Annotated in this window: 12 protein-coding genes and 4 pseudogenes; 10 read left to right on the top strand and 6 right to left on the bottom strand. The window is 42.3% G+C overall.

The window, feature by feature from the left end:
* The first annotated feature begins 238 nt into the window (after window positions 1-238).
* From D0T87_RS14715 to D0T87_RS25100, 5 genes and pseudogenes are all read left to right on the top strand, one after another.
* The gene (locus D0T87_RS14715) at window positions 239-763 is read left to right on the top strand and encodes a GNAT family N-acetyltransferase (protein ID WP_163175904.1); all 525 of its coding nucleotides are present in this window, start codon (window positions 239-241) and stop codon (window positions 761-763) included.
* 120 nt (window positions 764-883) lie between these two features.
* The gene (locus tag D0T87_RS14710; RefSeq protein ID WP_163175903.1) at window positions 884-3,550 is read left to right on the top strand and encodes a glycoside hydrolase family 20 zincin-like fold domain-containing protein; all 2,667 of its coding nucleotides are present in this window, start codon (window positions 884-886) and stop codon (window positions 3,548-3,550) included.
* Between the two features lie 31 nt (window positions 3,551-3,581).
* Window positions 3,582-4,713 (top strand): annotated as a pseudogene (locus D0T87_RS25110) (beta-galactosidase); the annotation flags it as partial.
* A 119-nt stretch (window positions 4,714-4,832) separates the two neighbouring features.
* A pseudogene (locus tag D0T87_RS25105) lies at window positions 4,833-7,344 on the top strand (malectin domain-containing carbohydrate-binding protein); the annotation flags it as partial.
* An 80-nt stretch (window positions 7,345-7,424) separates the two neighbouring features.
* Window positions 7,425-7,865: pseudogene (locus D0T87_RS25100) on the top strand (beta-galactosidase); the annotation flags it as partial.
* Between the two features lie 72 nt (window positions 7,866-7,937).
* Here D0T87_RS25100 and D0T87_RS14700 read toward each other — a convergent pair.
* Both D0T87_RS14700 and D0T87_RS14695 read right to left on the bottom strand, forming a co-directional pair.
* Complete coding sequence (locus tag D0T87_RS14700; RefSeq protein WP_163175902.1) at window positions 7,938-8,258, bottom strand: nucleotidyltransferase domain-containing protein; 321 nt, start codon at window positions 8,256-8,258, stop codon at window positions 7,938-7,940.
* 7 nt (window positions 8,259-8,265) lie between these two features.
* Entirely contained in the window at window positions 8,266-8,673 is a 408-nt protein-coding gene (locus D0T87_RS14695; RefSeq protein WP_163175901.1) for a HEPN domain-containing protein, read from the bottom strand.
* A gap of 192 nt (window positions 8,674-8,865) precedes the next feature.
* Here D0T87_RS14695 and D0T87_RS14690 point away from each other — a divergent pair, with 192 nt between their 5' ends.
* On the top strand, window positions 8,866-12,180 hold the full coding sequence (locus D0T87_RS14690) for a glycoside hydrolase family 2 TIM barrel-domain containing protein (RefSeq protein WP_163175900.1): 3,315 nt from the start codon (window positions 8,866-8,868) through the stop codon (window positions 12,178-12,180).
* Between the two features lie 91 nt (window positions 12,181-12,271).
* On the opposite strand, the gene D0T87_RS14685 is transcribed toward D0T87_RS14690, so the two are convergent.
* Complete coding sequence (locus tag D0T87_RS14685; RefSeq protein ID WP_163175899.1) at window positions 12,272-12,754, bottom strand: HU family DNA-binding protein; 483 nt, start codon at window positions 12,752-12,754, stop codon at window positions 12,272-12,274.
* Window positions 12,755-13,020: 266 nt separating this feature from the next.
* Here D0T87_RS14685 and D0T87_RS14680 point away from each other — a divergent pair, with 266 nt between their 5' ends.
* Window positions 13,021-13,245 (top strand): DUF4248 domain-containing protein, encoded by a 225-nt coding sequence (locus D0T87_RS14680; protein ID WP_163175898.1) that lies wholly within the window; start codon window positions 13,021-13,023, stop codon window positions 13,243-13,245.
* A 105-nt stretch (window positions 13,246-13,350) separates the two neighbouring features.
* On the opposite strand, the gene D0T87_RS14675 is transcribed toward D0T87_RS14680, so the two are convergent.
* Window positions 13,351-15,522 (bottom strand): VapE domain-containing protein, encoded by a 2,172-nt coding sequence (locus tag D0T87_RS14675; RefSeq protein WP_163175897.1) that lies wholly within the window; start codon window positions 15,520-15,522, stop codon window positions 13,351-13,353.
* A 128-nt stretch (window positions 15,523-15,650) separates the two neighbouring features.
* Entirely contained in the window at window positions 15,651-15,851 is a 201-nt protein-coding gene (locus D0T87_RS14670) for a hypothetical protein (protein WP_163175896.1), read from the bottom strand.
* Window positions 15,852-16,757: 906 nt separating this feature from the next.
* Here D0T87_RS14670 and D0T87_RS14665 point away from each other — a divergent pair.
* From D0T87_RS14665 to D0T87_RS14655, 3 genes are read left to right on the top strand one after another with little or no spacing between them, the layout of a single operon-like run.
* On the top strand, window positions 16,758-17,309 hold the full coding sequence (locus D0T87_RS14665; RefSeq protein WP_163175895.1) for a UpxY family transcription antiterminator: 552 nt from the start codon (window positions 16,758-16,760) through the stop codon (window positions 17,307-17,309).
* Window positions 17,310-17,338: 29 nt separating this feature from the next.
* Complete coding sequence (locus D0T87_RS14660) at window positions 17,339-17,818, top strand: UpxZ family transcription anti-terminator antagonist (RefSeq protein WP_163175894.1); 480 nt, start codon at window positions 17,339-17,341, stop codon at window positions 17,816-17,818.
* A 35-nt stretch (window positions 17,819-17,853) separates the two neighbouring features.
* The gene (locus tag D0T87_RS14655) at window positions 17,854-19,410 is read left to right on the top strand and encodes a hypothetical protein (RefSeq protein WP_163175893.1); all 1,557 of its coding nucleotides are present in this window, start codon (window positions 17,854-17,856) and stop codon (window positions 19,408-19,410) included.
* On the opposite strand, the pseudogene D0T87_RS14650 reads toward D0T87_RS14655, so the two are convergent.
* Window positions 19,396-19,524: pseudogene (locus tag D0T87_RS14650) on the bottom strand (IS4 family transposase); the annotation flags it as partial. The gene D0T87_RS14655 and the pseudogene D0T87_RS14650 overlap by 15 nt on opposite strands.
* Window positions 19,525-19,623: the final 99 nt, after the last annotated feature.

Raw genomic sequence — 19,623 nt, 5'->3', positions numbered from 1 at the left:
GTTTTTAATCTAATGCATAATTGTATTGCCATTTTGCATTTCCGTGATTGAAAATGACAGGCATTTTTCAATCACGAACAATGGTGCATCGTTTTCATCTGATTTGGGTGTAATTAACAAAATGTCAGTTGGAAAGAATGGAGGAGAGAGGGAGGGGATTGAGGATAATCATTATATGTTATAGCGTCTATCTTTTTAATATTTACTATTTTTGGAAACAATCTTAATATATCCACAAATGAAAACAATAGAAACTGAACGCTTGATTCTTCGTCCGATCATAGAAAGTGATGCAGAAGCCATCTTTGAGTATTCCCGGAACAAAAACGTGGGCGACAATGCCGGATGGAAATCGCATGACAACATAGAAGAAACACACGAAATTATGAAGCTCATTTTTCTGAATCAGGAATCTGTTTTTGGTATAGAACTGAAAGAAACAGGCCAACTATTTGGTTCAATAGGCTTAATACCCGATCCCAAAAGAGAAAATAATAAAGCAAGAATGCTTGGATACGCTATCGGAGAAGAACACTGGGGAAAAGGCTTTGCAACCGAGGCCGTACGTGCCATACTACGTTTTGGCTTCGAAGAAATGAAACTTGATCTGATCTCGGCATACTGTTACCCTTTCAATGAAAGATCGAAAAATGTATTAAAAAAATGTGGCTTCCATTATGAAGGAAAACTTAGTTTAGTCGAAAAACGGTATGATGGAGTGGTTCTGGATAATGAATGTTATGCCATTATACCGCATGAATGACATACACACAAAAAAATACAAGTGTTTAAATCCCGGATAATACTATCTAATAATTAGAGATGGATTTGGGTACAAATATCGTATCCGGACGTCTTGAAATTATAAAAATAGTATCTCAATATGATAAAGTCAAAGTTAGTAGTCCTAACCCTTCTGCTGGCCCTTCTGTGTGCTTGTGGAAAGACGAATGTGAATGTAGAAGTAAGTCCAGAGGCTTCCAAACGTGTTCAGTTCGCCGCTAAACAATTAAAAGAATCACTGGTTAAGGCCGGATATAGCGTAAATAACGGAGAAGGAAAAACCATTCGGTTGGAACTTTCCAAAGATACAACCTTGCGTGCCGAAGGATTTAGTGTGATTACAGAAGGCGATATAACCACAATTAGCGGTCGCGATGGTAGCGGAGTAATCTACGGTAGCCGTGAGCTGATTGACCATATAAACGATAAGAAAAATCTGGACTTTCCGGCATCTTTCTCCGATGCCCCCGAAATGGTTCTGCGTGGTGCTTGTATCGGACTGCAAAAAACAGAATATCTGCCCGGACACACCGTATACGAATATCCGTATACCCCCGGAAACTTTCCTTGGTTTTACGATAAAGAACAGTGGATACAGTACCTCGATATGCTGGTGGAAAACCGCATGAATTCATTATATCTCTGGAATGGCCACCCGTTTGCTTCATTGGTAAAACTCGAAGATTATCCTTTTGCCATAGAAGTAGATGAAGAAACCTTTAAGAAAAACGAAGAAATATTCAGTTTCCTGACCGAAGAAGCCGACAAGCGCGGCATATTCGTTATCCAGATGTTTTATAATATTCTGGTGTCCAAACCATTTGCCGATCATTATGGCATCAAAACACAAGATCGTAACCGTCCGATAACCCCATTACTAAGCGATTATACCCGTAAATCAGTAGCCGCTTTCATCGAGAAGTACCCCAATGTCGGACTACTCGTATGTCTGGGCGAAGCAATGGACACCTACGAAGATGATGTGGAATGGTTTACGAAGACCATTATTCCCGGTGTAAAAGACGGACTGGCTAAACTTGGACGTACAGACGAACCGCCTATCTTGCTCCGTGCACACGATACGAACTGTAAAATGGTGATGGATGCTGCATTGCCAATCTATAAGAACCTGTACACCATGCACAAATACAACGGCGAATCCTTGACCACATACGAACCCCGTGGACCGTGGGCAAAGATACATACCGATCTGAGTTCTCTGGGAAGTATCCATATCAGTAATGTACATGTATTGGCCAACCTGGAACCTTTCCGTTGGGGATCTCCCGACTTCGTACAGAAAACCGTAAAAGCGATGCATAACGTACATGGAGCGAATGCCCTGCACCTGTATCCGCAAACTTCCTACTGGGATTGGCCCTATACAGCCGATAAATTACCGAACGGAGAACGCGAAAAGCAAATTTACCGCGATTGGATCTGGTACAAAACCTGGGGACGATACGCATGGAACAGCCAGCACAACCGTCAGGGAGAAATTAAATACTGGTGCCGGCAATTGGGCGATTTTTATGGTATGCCATCAGAAACTGCTGCAAATATTTTAGAGGCTTATGAGCAAAGTGGCGAAATCGCTCCAAAACTACTCCGTCGTTTCGGAATTACGGAAGGCAATCGGCAGACCTTGTTATTGGGCATGTTTATGAGCCAGCTGGTGAACCCATACAAATACACCATCTATCCGGGATTTTATGAAAGCTGTGGACCGGAAGGCGAGAAGCTGATTGAATATGTAGAAAAGGAATGGAAGAAAGAACCACACGTCGGCGAACTTCCATTAGATATTGTCAGTCAGGCCATAGAACATGGTGACAAAGCAGTTGAAGCCATAGAAAAAGCAGCCGGAAAGGCTGGAGCAAATAAAGACGAGTTTGAACGTTTGCGCAACGACATGCATTGCTATCGCGAATTTGCCTACGCCTTCAACCTGAAAGTAAAGGCAGCTAAACTCGTGCTGGATTATCAATGGGGCAAAGACCTGAAGAGCCTGGAAGATGCCATACCATTGATGGAGCAAAGCCTTGAACATTACCGCAAGTTGGTGGAGCTTACCAAAGATCACTACTATTATGCTAATAGTATGCAGACATCCCAACGTCGTATTCCGATTGGTGGAGATGGCGGCAAGAACAAGACCTGGGAAGAAATGCTGGTACATTACGAAAAGGAACTGGAAAACTTCAAAGGAAACCTGGCAGTACTGAAAGAAAGAGCCGATGGCGCAGGTGTGAAAGAAGAAATATTTCTTCCTCTTCCACCGGCCAAAGTGAAAATCCTGAATAACCTGGTTCCTGTGAAACTAACCAAAGGCACCGTATTATTCTCCAACCTTCCCAATAAAGTAGAAGCACTAGCCACAGAACTTGAAGGGCTGACAGCTTATCGCTTCAATGGTGATGAGCAGCGCGAGCAGGCCACAACCATAGAATTCGAAACCGAAAACCCCGTGAGTTTATTGGTAGGTTATTTCCGCGATGACCATAGAAAATATGCTAAGAAACCAACACTTGAAACCGATGCTTCTGCCAATGAATACGGACAAGCTGAGCCGAAACTTACCCACGCTATTCGTATCACAGGATTACCATTGGCAGATGTTCATGCATATAGTTTCCCGGCCGGAAAACATACATTACTGTTACCTAAAGGCTATGCATTAGTACTCGGCTTTACTGATGCGGATATTAAAAACCGCAATGCCGGACTAGCTGGAGTAGAAGAAACAATGGATTGGATGTTTTTTTAAATAAATTTGGATGACACACTTATATACAACAATGAACCGGATACTTACTCTTTTCCTTTTCTCTTTCATCATGCTCACAGCCACCGCGCAACGTGAAGTCTCGCAGGAACGCATGGCAGAAATATACGAGCAAGTCAAGACCCCATACAAATACGGCATGGTGCTGGCTCCTGAAACCAACTACTCCAAAATGGATTGTCCCACCGTTTTTCGCCATAACGATAAATGGTACATGACCTTCGTTGTATATAACGGTCGCTTCGGAACCGATGGCCGCGGTTACGAAACCTGGCTGGCAGAAAGCGACAACCTACTGGAATGGACAACCAAAGGCCGTTTACTTGCTTACCGTGACAACGCATGGGACAAAAGCCAACGCGGAGGTTTTCCCGCTCTTCCCGATATGGAGTGGGGAGGAAGCTACGAACTTCAACCCTGGAAAGGCAAATACTGGATGACCTATATTGGTGGTCCCAATCCGGGTTATGAAACCGGACCGCTTAGCATTGGCCTAGCCTGGACAAAAGGACAAAATCTGGGGCAGGCTATAGAGTGGGAAGCAATGGATAAACCTATCATGTCATCCACCGACAAAGACGCACAGTGGTTTGAGAATATCACAGAATATAAAAGTACAGTCTATTGGGATAAAGCTGAAACCTTCGGTTATCCTTTCGTTATGTTTTATAATGCCGGTGGCCGTCACCCCGAAACCAACCTGAAAGGTGAAAGGGTAGGGATTGCTCTTTCCAAAGACATGAAGAAATGGAAACGGTATGAAGGCAACCCTGTATTTACACACGAAACAGAAGGAACAATTACAGGAGATGCACACATACAGAAATTCGGTGATGTATATGTTATGTTTTATTTCTCTGCTTTTGATCCTACCCGCCGTTATAAAGCATTCAACACATTTGCATGTAGCTATGACCTGATCAACTGGACAGACTGGCAGGGCGAAGACCTCATCATCCCATCTAAAGATTATGATAACCTGTTCGCACACAAGAGTTACGTGATAAATTATGAAGGAGTAGTTTATCACTTTTATTGTGCAACCAATAAATATGACCAACGGGGCATTGCCGTGGCAACCAGTAAACCGATGGGACGTTCTGCCGTACGTTTCCCGGCACCTCAGATAAAGAATCGCAGGGCAGTTGTTGATATAAAGGAGTGGGAAACCAAACTGATAAAGGCAGAAAGGCCAAACAACCTCACCCAGGCGCTCTCCAAAGGAGAGGGGGAAGGCGGTGCATCTGATTATGGGTGGCAGAAAGTTACCATTCCACACAACTGGGATGATTACTACGGATACCGTCAGCTAACACATGGTAACTTGCATGGAACAGCGTTATACCGCACAACTTTTATTGCACCTAAATCATGCGAAGGCAGTGCAAGCATTGGAACTCAACCTGTATATTCCCTGCGTTTCTCAGGCGTGGGAACTTATGCCACCGTAACGCTAAACGGAAAAGATTATGGTCGCCATCCGGTGGGGCGTACTACGTTGACTTTGGATGTAACAGATGCCATAAAACCTGGTCAGGACAATGTCCTTGAGGTCAAAGCCGAACATCCGGAAATGATTTCCGATATGCCTTGGGTTTGCGGCGGCTGTTCTTCCGAATGGGGGTTCAGTGAAGGTTCGCAACCCTTGGGTATCTTCCGTCCGGTCGAACTGGAAGTTTCGGATAATATCCGCATCGAACCATTTGGTATACACGTTTGGAATGATGATAAGGCAGAGAATGTATTTATAGATACGGAAATTAAAAATTATAGTAATACTGCTCAAACCGTTGAACTCGTCAATAAATTAAGTACAGACGAAGGACGTCAGGTATTTCGCTTGGTAGAACAGGTAACGCTTGCTCCGGGTGAGACAAAGGTTGTCCGTCAAAGCTCTCCTGTACAAAATCCGGTACGTTGGGATGTAGAAAATCCATATCTCTATAATCTGGCAACCATGATTAAGCGGAATACCAAAACAACGGATGAGATAACTACTCCTTTCGGTATTCGCACCATTAGCTGGCCGGTAAAACGGAACGATGGCGATGGCCGTTTTTATCTGAATGACAAACCCGTATTTATTAATGGTGTATGTGAGTATGAACATCAGTTCGGACAAAGCCATGCTTTTAGTCGTGAACAGGTTGCTGCCCGTGTAAAGCAGATACGTGCTGCCGGATTCAATGGTTTCCGCGATGCGCACCAACCTCACCATCTCGATTATCAGAAGTATTGGGATGAAGAGGGGGTACTGTTCTGGACGCAGCTTTCGGCACATGTATGGTATGATACTCCGGAATTCCGTGAGAACTTTAAGAAGCTGCTTCGCCAGTGGGTGAAGGAACGCCGTAACTCGCCATCTGTAGTGATCTGGGGATTACAAAATGAAAGTACACTGCCTCGTGCATTTGCCGAAGAGTGCAGCGAAATTATTCGCGAAATGGACCCGACAGCCCGCAATATGCGTATCATTACTACTTGTAACGGTGGCGAGGGTACAGACTGGAATGTGGTACAGAACTGGAGTGGAACGTATGGTGGTAATCCATTCAACTACAATCAGGAATTATCGCGTAAAGACCAGCTATTAAATGGCGAATACGGTGCATGGCGCAGCATTGACCTGCACACAGAACCGGGAGAATTCCAACAAAACGGTGTATGGAGCGAAGACCGTATGTGTCAGCTTATGGAGATGAAAATTCGTTTGGCAGAACAGGTGCGCGATAGTGTGTGCGGACAATTTCAGTGGATTTATAGCAGCCACGATAATCCCGGACGCCGCCAACCGGACGAAGCTTACCGTACGATAGATAAGGTAGGTCCATTCAACTATAAAGGACTAACCACACCGTGGGAAGAGCCGCTGGATGTTTATTACATGTATCGTTCCAATTATGTAAGTGCAGCTAAAGATCCCATGGTATATATTGTTTCGCATACCTGGGCGGACCGTTTCAAGACGGGACGCCGTCGGGCTACAATAGATGTGTATAGTAACTGCGACTCAGTTTTACTTTACAACTCTGCCGGGGATATGGAAAATCTGGGTAAGCCCTCTCATCGCCCGCATGGAAACCTGGCAGCGGCACCTCTCCGCTGGGAAAACCGTGATATTCGTTATAATATATTACGTGCTGTAGGATATTATAAAGGAAAACCCGTAGCAGAAGATTTAATTGTACTGAATGGCCTGGAACGTGCGCCTCATTTTGATGCATTATATGCAGATGCCCGTCCGCTATTGAAAGGGGAAGAAGGATACAACTACCTATATCGTGTGAACTGCGGTGGGGATACCTATACCGACGAATACGGCCAACAATGGTTGCAGGATGATACTTCCATTTCCCACTCGTGGGCAGAAGATTTTGAAGGATTAAACCCAGTTCTGGCAAGTCAACGTGTAACCAACGACCCTATTCGTGGCACTCGCGATTGGGAGCTATTCCAATACTTCCGTTTCGGTCGCCATAAACTGGAATACCGTTTCCCTGTAGCCGATGGTCGTTACCGGATAGAACTCTATTTCGTCGAACCATGGCACGGAACAGGTGGCAGTGCCTCCACTGATTGCGAAGGTCTACGCATCTTTGATGTAGCCGTTAACGGTGAAACTGTAATCAATGATTTGGATGTCTGGGCAGAAGCCGGACACGATGGCGCTCTCAAAAAAGTAGTCTATGCCGACGTAAAAGGTGGAATGCTAACAATCAACTTTCCTGAAGTAAAAGCGGGACAGGCATTGATCTCGGCTATTGCTATAGCAGCTCATGGCGCAGCCTATCCCCCTCTGGAGGGGGCAGGGGGAGGAATTTCGCAGCGGCACGTTACCGCATGGAAATCTTTTAACGAAGAAGTCATGGAAAAGACCCCCAAAGAACTTCTACCCGAAGACAAAAATGCCCGTGTCAGTGTAACCTATGAAGCAGAAGAAGCACAGCTTAAAGGTAAATACACCCAAAAAGAACATCGCAAACAAACCGGAATCTTCTTTACTAAAGGAGAAAAAAACAGCATAGAATGGAATATCTCCACCGGTTTAGCCCAGGAATACGCACTGCGATTCAAATACATGAATACAAGCGGAAAACCCATCACTGTTCGTTTGCAGTTCATAGATAAAGTCGGTACGGTACTGAAAGATGATCAGATCACCTTTCCCGAAGCCCCAGAGAAATGGCGTTTGATGAGCACCACTACAGGTACATATATCAATGCCGGTTATTACAAAGTAATACTCTCAGCATCAGATATGAACGGTTTAGCTTTTGACGGATTGGATGTTCAGTGATTTCAATAGCCGTTGTTAACGCTATTCTTTGAAAAACTGTAGTTGAAATAGCTGAAAGAGAAGATCACCATCTTATATCTTAATTCCTTCTTTCATTACATTAATGTAAAAAGGAGTACGAAAAGGTTGATTGAACCATTGCTTGTATGTTCTCATTATAGGATTTATTTCTAATCCTGTTTCCATTTCCAAATCAAGTATCGGGTCTAATATTGCACTTTTTTCATCATAAGAAAGTTTGTCACTTCCATTGTCGATAAGTATAAGTAAATCTATGTCTGACTCTTCAGTAGCATCACCACGAGCCTGTGAGCCGAAAAGAATAATCTCGGCGTTAGGAACTACAGAATGGATGATATTTCTGATTCTTGTCAGTATAGTTTTGGATATCATAACCAAATTACAAATTGTGAATATTTCTTTCTATTACTTCTAAAAACTCTTTCGCTCTTGTTCGATAGTCTGTGACTGTTTCTTGGTCGAAATATACAAAATCATCATAGTCACCCTCATTACGGCTATTAAAAAGCTGTGAATAGAATATGGAATACTTTTTTTCAATACGTCCGGTCATAATGAAATGTTCACCAAAACGAGATTTAGCTCCATGATGTGTTCCTGTGTTAATCTTGTATTTAATCAGCAAAGCACTAAGAGCATAATAACAAGCATAATAAAGACGGTTGACTGCGGAATGAAACTCCTCGGCATTTATCATGACATCAGCGGCATGCAGTGTCTCATGCGAGCGCTTTAGCCGATAATTGATAATATCTTTTCTTTCTTCTTCTGTAAAGCTGTCTTTCATATTCTGCGTTTTTTCAATGATATAATATGCTGTTCTTATAGCATAATACAATATCCTAATAGTATTATTTGCTCTATATAATAATACAAAGATAATAAATTCGTTTATAATTCTCACTTCTCAACTCTCAATTCTCCATTCGATAAGTACATTTTGTATCTTTGTTCGTCTATTTAGAAATCCAATAACTATATGAAAAATCTACTCTCATTAATTTGCCTGTTATTTTCCACTATTGTGTCTGTTAACGCCCAACCATTTTTGAGAGATTGGGAAAACCATCATATATTACAAATTAATCGCGAGCCTGCCCGCGCCGCTTTTATTCCTTTTGCACTGCGGCCGGGCGATCGCGTGATTAGCTTGGATGGAACATGGCGCTTCCGTTGGACGGCCACTCCGGAAGAACGCACCCCGGATTTCTACCGTACGGATTTCGATGATTCTGCCTGGGTAAATTTTCCTGTACCCGCCAACTGGGAGGTGAACGGATATGGTACGCCGATTTATGTATCTGCCGGATATCCATTCAAGATCAATCCTCCGTTTGTGACGGATGAGCCAAAGTCTACGTATACTACTTTCAAGGAACGTAATCCGGTAGGACAGTATCGTTGTACATTTGCATTGCCTGCAACGTGGGAGCAAAAGGGACAGACCTTTGTACGTTTTGAGGGGGTAATGAGCGCTTTCTACGTCTGGGTCAACGGACAAAGGGTAGGGTATAGTCAGGGAAGTATGGAGGCTAGTGAATTTAATATTACTCCATACATTCAGAAAGGCGAGAATCAGATTGCCATTGAAGTGTATCGCTATAGTGACGGATCTTATCTTGAGGATCAGGACTTCTGGCGTTTCGGAGGTATACACCGCAGCATCTCATTGATTCATACACCGGATGTACATATCCGTGACTTTATAGTGCGTACTATTCCTGATGCGGATTACAAAGATTTCACATTGCAGATAGATCCACAATTAAGTGTGTATGGCAACGAACGGGGCGAAGGGTATCAAGTGCGTGCCCGGTTATATGACAACAAGGGCATTGAAAACGTATGGAAAACTGGAACCGGCACCTTGCCGGCTTCGCCAACCTTGCTGCCCCCATGGGAACCTGGCTCCGGCGCCTCGCCGGCGGCGAATATGAATGAATGGTATCCGCAGCGGGGACCACGTAAGATGGGACGTATTACGACAAAGGTCAATGCCCCACGTCAGTGGACGGCTGAAACTCCTGAACTCTACACATTGCATCTCAGTCTTGAAGATAGTACAGGTGTTGTTGTAGAGCAGATTATCCAGCGTATAGGTTTCCGTTCAGTAGAGATTAAAGATGGTCGGGTATTAATCAATGGTAAACCTGTTCGTTTCCGTGGGGTAAACCGTCACGAACATGACCCACGTACAGCTCGTGTGGTGGGTGAAGAGCGCATGATACAAGATATCCTGTTAATGAAACAAGCCAATATAAACGCCGTGCGCACCAGCCATTATCCCAATGTATCGCGTTGGTATGAACTATGCGATAGCCTTGGACTCTATGTAATGGACGAAGCAAATATAGAAGAGCATGGTTTACGTGGTACCTTAGCGAGCACTCCCGATTGGCACGCTGCTTTTATGGACCGTGCAGTCCGTATGGCGGAACGGGATAAGAATTATCCATCTATTGTAATGTGGAGTATGGGAAATGAAAGTGGTTATGGTCCTAACTTTGCGGCAATTTCTGCCTGGTTAAAAGATTTTGATCCTACCCGCCCGATTCACTATGAGGGTGCGCAAGGTGTGAATGGCGAACCAGATCCTTATACAGTAGATGTAATCAGTCGTTTTTATACCCGTGTACAACAAGAATACTTAAACCCTGGTATTGCTGATGGCGCAGATGAAGAACGTGCCGAGAATGCCCGTTGGGAACGACTGTTGAGTATTGCACAGCGTACCAATGACAACCGTCCGGTAATGACTAGCGAGTATGCCCATGCTATGGGAAATGCAATGGGTAACTTTAAAGAATATTGGGATGAAATTTATAGCAACCCTCGCATGTTGGGAGGCTTTATCTGGGACTGGGCAGACCAGGGTATTTATAAGAAACTGGATGATGGTCGTACCATGGTGGCCTATGGTGGCGATTTTGGCGATGTTCCTAACCTGAAAGCTTTCTGTTTTAATGGTATAGTAATGTCAGATCGTGAGATCACACCTAAATATCTTGAAGTAAAGAAAGTATATGCTCCTATTGCTTTTAAGCTGGAAGGTAACCAACTGAAAGTAATCAACCGTAATCATCATACCGGTATGGCACAATATCGCTGTCATTATAATCTGACCATCAATGGTGACCGTTTGCGTACAGGTGAATTGTCTTTACCTGAGATAGCTTGCGGAGATAGTGCTATGATCTCTTTACCGTTTTGGGGAGGTTATCCGCAAGGTACGGATGTGCGTTTGCGTGTGAATATCGTTTTGCGTGATGATTGCCTCTGGGCGAAACGTGGTCATGAAGTGTACTCAGAACAGTTTGTGTTGCAGGAAGGTAGCCTGCCGCAAGAAGTGGAGCGGTATAAGATTAAATTGGAGGTGGGAACGTCCCGTAGCGAGGTTTTGATTCCGGATAGTAGTTTAGTTGTACCTCTTGGAGAAGAGGTTCTTACCGTAAAGAATAGACTGTTTTCCGCCGTATGGAGTTTGCAACAAGGTGATCTGCTTTCGCTTAATTATGAAGAAACAGAGATGCTGGCTGGGCCGGATGATATTCCGGCTCAACCTTGGGCACAGGTTTTCCGTGCTCCAACAGATAATGATAAGAGTTTCGGTAATTGGTTAGCTAAAGACTGGAAACTGCATGAAATGGATAAACCAATTGTTACTACCCGTTCCGTAGAATACAATCAGCTAGCTGATGGCACCGTTCAGGTTCGTGTACTTAAAACAAACGGATACAAACATGGTCAGGTAGATGTAAACTATGTCTATACGGTACTGGAAACAGGTGAAATTGACCTGGAAGTAACTTTCACGCCACAGGGAGAACTTCCCGAACTCCCACGTTTGGGTATTGCATTCTGTCTACCGGCTGCATATGATAACTTTACCTGGTATGGTCGTGGGCCGCAGGAGAATTATCCCGACCGGAAAACCTCTGCCGATATGGGTCGTTGGAGCGGAAAAGTCAGTGATCAATATACACATTATCCCCGTCCGCAGGATAGTGGAAACAAAGAAGATGTGCATTACCTGACACTGACGGATTCAAAAGGGAAAGGATTGCGTGTGGATGCTATCGGTGAACCATTCTCAGCTTCTGCATTACACTATACTGCCCAGGATATTTATGCGGTATCGCATGATTATATGCTAAAAGCCCGTCGCGAAGTAATTTTGAGCCTGGATGCTGTCGTGTTAGGATTAGGTAATAGTAGTTGTGGCCCGGGTGTATTGAAGAAATATGCAATCGAAAAGAAGCCACATACATTACGAATTAGAATTGGTAAGAAGTAAAAAGCCGCTGCAAGAACTCTCCTCCTTTTCAGAGGAGGAGTACCCCGAAGGGGGGAGGTGGTGGGAGCCCATATACCTCCCCTCCACAAGACTAAAACCCTGGGTCTACTACTTCTCCACCACCTTCGTCGTCTCCACCGGCATTGCCTCCTGAATCTTCTACTACCCCTGTCTTGATATCGTAGAACTTGATTCGATCCCCTGCTCTGGTCGATGTCAGACTAGGTTTTACACTTGTTGCTGCGCGGAAATTGATTTTTACGGTTTTGATGTTTTTTACTCCGCATTCTTTTTCCGTTTCCTCGCCCGATGTGCGTGCTCCCAGGCTAAAAGTCCCGAAGTCGGCAATCCGGACTGATTGTCCCGAGTAGAGCAAAGTACGCATGCATTCGGTAAAGTTGGTTAGTACACTCTTGATATCTCCCAATGAAAGCGAACTGGCCTCTTTCATCAGATAAGCAATATCGTTCAAATCGGCACTGTTGCCCTGTGTCACCAATCTTGGGTGATACTTTGCTGTTGCTTGCGGATCGCGTGGGTCCTTTCTCAGCATTTTCTTGTAAGGTACTGGCATAAGAAATAATTTTGAATTAATAATTTTGAATTAGGGTCTTGATCAGTGTTAATTCATGTTTCAAACCCGATGCAAATATGATTATTATCTCCAATACCGGGATTCGTTTCTGATGATTTACGATGGTTTTTGAGAGGATAAAATAAGATATAAAGGAATTGAAATATAATTGATAAATTGTTATATTTTATGTATTTATTCATTTGATTATCAGAGCCATTTTTAGTAAATTTATACCATAAATAAATACTAAAATAGACCATAAAATGAACGAAGAATCTTTTAAAATCCGTGCGTATAGCAAAGCAGAATTAGCTGCATTGTACAATCCTCAAGAGTGCCTGACTGTGGCCCTGCAAACTCTATCGCGTTGGATACGTACAAATCCTGCCTTAATGGAGGAGTTGAATAATGCCAATTATAATAAATATCGCCGGGGATTCACTCCCAGAGAAGTAGCGATGATTGTCCGGCATTTGGGGGAGCCTTAGAGAGAGTTTTTACTATTCTCTATTTTTTACATATATTACGTTGACTTATGCAAATAAGTCAACGTAATAATCAAATAAGTGGTTGATTTATTTCTGTTTTCCAACCTATTCTATTCTTTTGGCATTATTTTCCACTTCATCCATCGTGAGTACAATCACCCCATACTCCGTGATGCCATGTTCATTCACTCGTTTCATGAACCCATCCCGTTCCAGTACCTGTATCAGGAGTTGTTGTGATTGCGCATTGACTTGTGTGCGTCCTGCTCCGCCTAAGTAGGAGAGTATGGCTGCGGCTGGTTTCCACTTCACCATGTAATCGGTCGGGGTGGCGGGACGGTAATACACATACAGATTTTCCTCTAATGGGTCCTTCATACGATGCTGTTCGTTCCGCTGATTAATGATATTTATTTCTTCACCTTCAAACCAATGCTGGAAGCCATTTTCGATGAGGTACATCACTTGGGCATATAGCCCTTCGTAGTTGATCTTTGTTCGATAATTTATTTCCGTAGCCTGTACTACCATGAAACGGCGAGATCCGCTAATGTCACTTAGAAACCGGGTATTGTTGGTGCTTCCAATGAAGGATGCCCTGCGTGGATAGGTTCGCTCTTGAATATCGTAGGGTTTTCTCAGGACGACACTGCTTTGGGAGGTGATGCGCTTCAGTTCGGCTATGTCGGCTGGCTTAGCTCCTTCGAATTCTTCCATGTCGATAAGTATGCGGTTGGATAGTCGTAACATATTGTCGTTTTTTGCCGGGTCTATCATACCGTTGCAGTAGTACTCGCGTAATTGGGGTGGCAGGAGGTTGCGTATCCAGCTACTCTTGCCTTTGCCTTGCTGACCGTAGAGCAGCAGGACTTGCTGGTTGATGTCTTGTGTTCCCATAGCACAACGCACCATACCCACTAACCAGCGGCGGAACACTTTATGCCAGTAAGACCGATCGGTGGTTTGTACGGTGTCGGCTAGTAGAGCAATATGGTCTGTTATTCCATCCCAGGGGAGGAGCGCGTTGAAATAATCGAGAAAAGGGTCGAACGGTGTTGCATAGTCCGAATCAATAATGGTTTTCAGGTTGCCGAAGGTGTAGGATATACCCGATTCGCTGAGTCGCAGGAATATGGTATTCAGGTCTTTGATTGCCATCGTTCGATACTCTTTGACCGGGGCATCGGGTGATATCTCCTTGAATTCCAGTCGTTCGAGTAAGGTGTTACGGCGGAAACGGTACCGTTCGCCGAGAAATGTTTTAACCTCTTCAATAACCGGTTTGCGGTTTTCTTTCTCTAGTTCTGCTTTTTCGGTTTTGCTGATATAGGTATATCCATTGCTGATGGGTGTATCCGTATCCCATTTTCCATTATCGCCAAATCGATGTGCTGCCAGTAGTTTGACTTCGGCTTCATCCAATCCGCGTTTGAAACATTTGTTTCCCAGGGCGAAAAGAAACGGGTTGTGAGTTCCTTCTTCGTAGCGTATCGTGCGACGTACGGAAGCTACGCATTTGTTGAACTCCAGTTGGGTGATGGGGCTGATGTCGGTGGTGCTTTGTCCGGTTGCCGTAATTGTATCAGTGGTAGGTGCTACTTTCTCCGATGTCGTTTTCCGCTTTCGCTTGGGTGCCGATTCCGGTGCAATGATTTTTGCAGTAAGCGGTCGGACTCCGGCTAATCGTTCGGGTGAGAAGAATGCCAACGGGTCGTATGACGCAAAGACTCCACGCGAGATGTCTTTCCCGCTGGTATCTACTTCTACCTGGAGTATGTCTTCGTAATGCCGACGGGTGAGTTCATAAACTTTTTCGTGGTACTCTTCCAGCTGTTCGTAAGTTATGGTTTCGGCAGAGAGGATTTTTTTTCGTAGCTTTTCGACGGATGCGCTGACCAGATGCGCAATGATCTTGTAGCCGTGTTGTTTGGCGGTGAGGAAACTGCCTATGGTGGCGGCATCCTGTTCGATAATCGGGCGTAGCGTAGCGACTTGCTCATCAGTCAGTCCGTCAATGTCGATAGTGATCAGGTCATTGTATCCGGCAATGCTCTCCGGAAGTCTGTTTTTCTGGTAGTGGGCTGTGATGGTGAAAAAGGGGAGTTGCCGTTTTACATTTCCGGCCTCCTTGGTTTTTCCGGCTTGTACGAGCCAGCCGATTTTTTGAATGAGGTGCTCGTAGGTAGAGCCACTAATGAGATTAAAAAACTCTGCGAGGGTTATATTCCCCGACACTTTACTGAAACCACTGTATGTGGTTACTGGTTGTTGATTCATAGCTTTGTTTTTTGTTTGTTTTGGATTCGGGTTATTCCGAATTGTTGGCAAAGGTGAGGTATAAAGATGGGATATAAAAATAGTCCGCTTTTGCTTCTGAGCGGACTATCTGTCTAAGATTTTGATTATTAGTTATTTGCCTTTTTCTCTTCCTCGCTAAGTAGGGTGTTATGTATCTCAGTTACAATAGATTGCAGCTTTATACTCTGATCTGGTCTTTTGAGATTTCGGAAGTCGAAGAAAAAATCGAGCATCTGTGCCAGCTTTTGCACGCTCTTCTGATTCTTCTCCTTTCTCTTTAGTTGCAATAGATCAATAAAGAATTTCATAACATTCACTCTATCAGCATGTATCACGATTCTTTCGTTCGTGGCTTCTATGAGGTTTAACACTCGCGTTGCTTCATCGTCCTCCCGATAAACGATAACTACATACGACTCTCCTTTTGCATAAACGACGGTGCCGTTCTTAGATTTTTTTGATTCATAATTCTAATTTAAAATATTTAAACGGCTCAAAATTAAGATTTATTAAGTGATTTTCTCGCATACGCGCGTATATGTTTCCTTTTTTTCTTTTTTGTGTTACATGTATTGTGTGTAGGGTAGGGAGCTACCCTCTATTAGTGTAACACAAAAAGGCTGATTAAAAAGAGATTACGAGCGTATGCGCACGTGGGCGCGTGTGTATATGCGCGTGTATTATATTATGCAGATGATGGAAATGATGTAAATTGTTTTGGAATTAAATACAGGTGGGGAATAAACGTTCGTTTGATGGGCAGGTTTTAAGCATGGGTCAGACCCTCTGATGAAATAGAAAACACTTAGTAAAGAAGACTCATTTATTATTTCATTAAGGCATTGATTATAAGCACTTGTATAGCTTTTTTTAGTACCGTTTTAAAATTACGTATTCGTTTCTTTGCTCAATCAAACAAAATAAAATACCTTTGTGCCATCAAACGAACGTTTGTTGCTCAATAAAGTGGATATAGTACTTTGCTTTCTTCAGAGCTTCCAAATGTTTTGATACATAGAACTTGGGCGTAGCACCTCGCTGCCTGCCGATATTTGTTCTTCCTGCGATAGGGGAATTTTATATTGGTATTTGAACGTATAGGATTCAATATCATTGATTTACGTTTTAACCGGGAAAGGATTTTCTTTATTCCGGTGTCCCCAAGGAATATCCTTTTCGCAAACAGATTGTATATCGGCAAACACACGTATAATATGAGCCAAGAGAATAATTCTCAATTAAAATGGTATGCTTTGCGTATCACTTATAGTCGGGAGTTAGCATTAAAGAACCATTTGGATCAGGAACATATCGAAAACTTTGTTCCTATGCGTTATGAGTACGTGGTAAGGAACGGTCAGCGCATTCGCAAATTAGTTCCCGCCGTGCACAATCTGGTGTTTATTCGTTCTACCCGTCGGAAGATTGACGAAATAAAAGAGAGAAATGCAGTAGCACTTCCATTGCGTTACATTATGGATCGCGAAACCCGTCAACCCATTACTATTCCTGAAGTTCAGATGCAGTATTTCATAGCCGTTGCCGGCAATTACGACCAGCACGTTGTTTATTTACCTTCTGTTGATAGTGGAGCACAAAAAGGCGATCGTGTCCGCATCACTGGTGGTATTTTCGAAGGGGTAGAGGGTATATTTCTTCGTGTAAAGGGCGATCGTCGCGTTGTTGTTTCCATACAGGGTGTGATGGCTGTGGCTACGGCTTTCGTTCATCCCTCTCTGATTGAATGCATTGAAAATCAATTATAAGAAAATCAAATATTCAACTCTCATTCTGAATGTTACAATCTAAAATCAACGAGCTTTACCAAACAGCTCATGAACTTTTGTATCTCGGTGTAAATGGCGAGCCCATTTACGTAGATCGTTTTAGTCAACTTAATATTGAGGTTTACCAACAAGTCGAGGCTTTGATTTTCAAGTACGGTAGTACTGCCGAGGAAGAAGCATCGCTTTGTGTTGCTTTGCTAGCTGGATATAAAGCCACTCTTTGCAACCATGGAGATAAAGACGAGAAGATACAGTCCATACTGGATCGTAGTTGGGAAGTGTTGGAGCAGCTGCCAGCAAATTTATTAAAATGTAGGCTGTTAGTGGCATGTTATGCTGAAGTGTTTGATGAGGAATTGGCGCTGGAGGCGCATAGGATAATTGATAGCTGGGGATATAAAAAGTTACCAGAAGAGGAGCGAGAAGTAATAGAGGATTTGAGGAATTTGGAGGAGAATCCGTATCCATGGAGTGAGGTAGAGGAGTGACAAAAAGGGTAATTTTATAAAAGAAGTACCAGCAAATGGGAAAGGATATTTATACAGGAAGAACTCATCGTATAGCAAAAAATACTTTAATGCTTTACATTCGTATGGTTCTGGTTATGTTGGTCTCTTTGTATACTTCACGTATAATATTAGAAGTCTTAGGGGTAGAAGATTTTGGCATTTATAATGTTGTCGGTGGAGTTGTTTCCTTTTTAGCTTTTTTTATTTCTAGTTTGTCAAATGCAACTCAACGTTATTTAAATATTGGTTTAGGGAAAAATGACTTAATGGAGACTCGAAATGTTTTTAAACAAAGTGTTGTTCTCTATTTTATATTTTCAGTTGCTGTCCTTCTTATTGGAGAATCTGTTGGGCTTTGGTTTGTCTTGAATAAATTGACAATACCAACAGATAGAATTGTAGCAGTTCAATGGGTCTTTCACTTTTCAATGATTAATATATTTGTTGCTATTAATCAAGTGTCCTTTATTAGTGCTATTGTAGCACGTGAACAAATGTCTGTTTACGCTTATCTTGGATTGTTTGAAGCTATTGCGAAATTATTGATTGTTTTTTTATTACTTACTGTTACTACTATTGACCGTTTGATCCTATATTCAGCACTCTTATCTGCTATTTCAATTATAATTTTTTTGTTCTATATTTTCTACTGTGTTAGAAGGTTTGAAGAATGCAGAATTGGTGTTTATTGGAATAAAGCCCTTGTAAATGAATTGTTTCATTTCATAGGGTATAACTTGTTTGGCTGTTTTTCGTGGTCTATTGGAATACAAGGGATAAATGTTATTCTGAACATCTTTTTTGGACCGATGGCCAATGCAGCTCGTGCGATAGCAATGCAGGTCAATGCTGCAATAACTCGATTAACCGAAAACTTATTTGTTGCAATAAAACCTCAAATAATAAAAGCTTATACAACTGAAGATACAGGCTTTATGAATCGATTACTAGAAAAAAGTTCTGTGTATTCATATATTTTAATGCTTTTTCTCACTATTCCATTACTATCTAATACAGAGTATGTTTTGACTTTGTGGTTAAAAAACGTACCTAAATACACAGTTGTATTTACCCAATTAATAATGCTTGAATCTATATTTGGTGTTTTTGGCAATCCACTATGGCTGGTAGCAAATGCAACCGGAAAAATAAGAAATATACAGGTTTACGGTAGGTTTATAACTTTATCTTCCTTACCTATATCTTATGTTTTATTGAAATGTTTTCCAGAACCAATTATCCCCATAGTTGTACAGGTAATAATGCAGTTGTTGTATGTTGCATATAGTTTATATGATATTCATAATCAAGTAGCATATAGCTATCAGAAATATTTTAAGAATGTTTTATTGCCAGTTCTTAAAATCACATTATTTGTCGTAACTGTAAATGTTATTCCTTATTTTTTTTTAGAAGAGGGCTTTACTCGATTAATATCCATGATTATTATAACAATATTGAGCTTAGTTCTATTTATATATTTATTCCTTCTAGAATCAAGTGAAAAATATATTATAATTAAATTATTTCACTACTGTCCACTAAAAAGTGGACGATTAAAAATTAAATAAATTTGGTTCACTTGAACCGCTTCGTTCTTTGATATTTTTGAAATTAGTTTTGTTAAAGAGGTCGCTCAAACAAGTTTTATCTGTAAGTGATATGCTTAGAATTTGGAGAACTTCAGTAAGCGTCCAAAAATGACGTCTTGATGTTTATTTCTGTTTTTCTTAGTTTCGCGCTGTATAATTCTAATATTTTATTTTATGTACAGCGACAGTGAT

Origin of the sequence: Bacteroides sp. 51 (assembly GCF_010500965.1) — a bacterium.
Taxonomy (GTDB): Bacteria; Bacteroidota; Bacteroidia; order Bacteroidales; family Bacteroidaceae; genus Bacteroides.
Note: the sequence above shows the minus strand (reverse complement) of the source record. Positions and strands in the feature narration are given on the sequence as shown.